The organism is Brevundimonas sp. NPDC090276, from assembly GCF_044772165.1.
GTDB lineage: Bacteria > Pseudomonadota > Alphaproteobacteria > Caulobacterales > Caulobacteraceae > Brevundimonas.
The window spans coordinates 1-2166 of record NZ_JBIVYK010000008.1 but is presented as its reverse complement, the minus strand read 5'-3'; the positions used below and the strand labels follow the sequence as shown (position 1 = coordinate 2166).

The window sequence follows — 2166 nt, the reverse complement described above, 5'->3', positions numbered from 1 at the left end:
CTATCGGGCAGACACACGGCGGGTGCTAACGTCCGTCGTGAAAAGGGAAACAACCCTAACCATCATCTAAGGCCCCCAAGTCATGGCTAAGTGGGAAACGATGTGGGATTGCTTTGACAATCAGGAGGTTGGCTTAGAAGCAGCCATCCTTTAAAGAAAGCGTAACAGCTCACTGATCAAGCGATCCTGCGCGGAAAATGTAACGGGGCTAAAGCCATGCGCCGAAGATATGGGTTTGCAGTTTACTGCAAGCGGTAGCGGAGCGTTCCGTAAGCCTGTGAAGGTCAACCGTGAGGTTGGCTGGAGGTATCGGAAGTGAGAATGCTGACATGAGTAACGATAAACAGAGTGAGAAACTCTGTCGCCGAAAGACCAAGGGTTCCTGCGTAAAGCTAATCTGCGCAGGGTTAGTCGGCCCCTAAGGCGAGGCTGAAAAGCGTAGTCGATGGGAAGCAGGTAAATATTCCTGCACCAGCTGGAAGTGACGGATGGCATAACTTGTAAGGGCTTATTGGATTGTCCTTGCAGGGGCGTTGTCCCTGGAAATAACTCCAGCAGAGACCGTACCCGAAACCGACACAGGTGGTCAGGTAGAGCATACCAAGGCGCTTGAGAGAACTGTGCTGAAGGAACTCGGCAAATTGCACGCGTAACTTCGGAATAAGCGTGACTCACCCTGCGCAAGCAGGAATGAGTGGCACAAGCCAGGGGGTAGCGACTGTTTAGCAAAAACACAGGGCTCTGCGAAGCAGCAATGCGACGTATAGGGTCTGACGCCTGCCCGGTGCCTGAAGGTTAAAGGGAGGAGTGAAAGCTCCGAACTGAAGCCCAGGTAAACGGCGGCCGTAACTATAACGGTCCTAAGGTAGCGAAATTCCTTGTCGGGTAAGTTCCGACCTGCACGAATGGCGTAACGACTTCCCCACTGTCTCCAGCACAGGCTCAGTGAAATTGAATTCCCCGTGAAGATGCGGGGTTCCCGCGGTCAGACGGAAAGACCCTATGAACCTTTACTATAGCTTCGCCTTGGCGTTAGCGACCGTATGTGTAGGATAGGTGGGAGGCTATGAAGCCGGGGCGCCAGCTCTGGTGGAGCCATCCTTGAAATACCACCCTTACTGTCGTTGACGTCTAACCGAGGGCCGTTATCCGGTCCCGGGACATGGCGTGGTGGGTAGTTTGACTGGGGCGGTCGCCTCCTAAAGTGTAACGGAGGCGCGCGATGGTGGGCTCAGACCGGTCGGAAATCGGTCGTCGAGTGCAATGGCATAAGCCCGCCTGACTGCGAGACTGACAAGTCGAGCAGAGACGAAAGTCGGCCATAGTGATCCGGTGGTCCCGAGTGGAAGGGCCATCGCTCAACGGATAAAAGGTACTCTAGGGATAACAGGCTGATTTTGCCCAAGAGTCCATATCGACGGCAAAGTTTGGCACCTCGATGTCGGCTCATCACATCCTGGGGCTGGAGCAGGTCCCAAGGGTATGGCTGTTCGCCATTTAAAGTGGTACGTGAGCTGGGTTCAGAACGTCGTGAGACAGTTTGGTCCCTATCTGCCGTGGGTGTTCGAAGCTTGAGAGGATCTGTCCCTAGTACGAGAGGACCGGGATGGACATACCTCTGGTGGACCTGTCATGGCGCCAGCCGTGCAGCAGGGTAGCTAAGTATGGAATAGATAACCGCTGAAAGCATCTAAGCGGGAAACTAACCTCAAAACAAGGCTTCGCTGAGGATCGTGGAAGACTACCACGTTGATAGGCCAGGTGTGGAAGCGCGGTGACGTGTGAAGCTTACTGGTACTAATAATCCGATCGGCTTGATCGTTTCTCAGCAAAACTCATTCGGTTCTACTTGCCGATAATACAAACGCGACGATGTCTTCTTCTTCTTGTGTGTCTGGTTGACCCCGTGGCTATGTCGGAGGTTCCACACCCGATCCCATTCCGAACTCGGTCGTTAAGCCCTCCAGAGCCAATGGTACTTCGTCTCAAGGCGCGGGAGAGTAGGTCGCCGCGGGGTCTACCAGATACACAAGATCAAGTTGTCCCAAGGACAGTCTTCGAACCCTTCTTCCCTCACTCTCCGCCTTGCCGCGGGATGGAGCAGCCCGGTAGCTCGTCAGGCTCATAACCTGAAGGTCGCAGGTTCAAATCCTGCTCCCGCACCCA

Annotated in this window: 1 tRNA gene and 2 rRNA genes (1 of these 3 only partly in view); all 3 read left to right on the top strand. The window is 54.3% G+C overall.

Features of this window, described 5'->3' with window-relative positions:
- A 23S ribosomal RNA gene (locus ACIQTU_RS15730) occupies positions 1-1822 on the top strand; it begins 1057 nt to the left of the window's first position.
- A gap of 80 nt (positions 1823-1902) precedes the next feature.
- Positions 1903-2017: ribosomal RNA gene (rrf, locus tag ACIQTU_RS15725) — 5S ribosomal RNA — on the top strand.
- Positions 2018-2089: 72 nt separating this feature from the next.
- A tRNA-Met gene (locus ACIQTU_RS15720) sits at positions 2090-2166 on the top strand.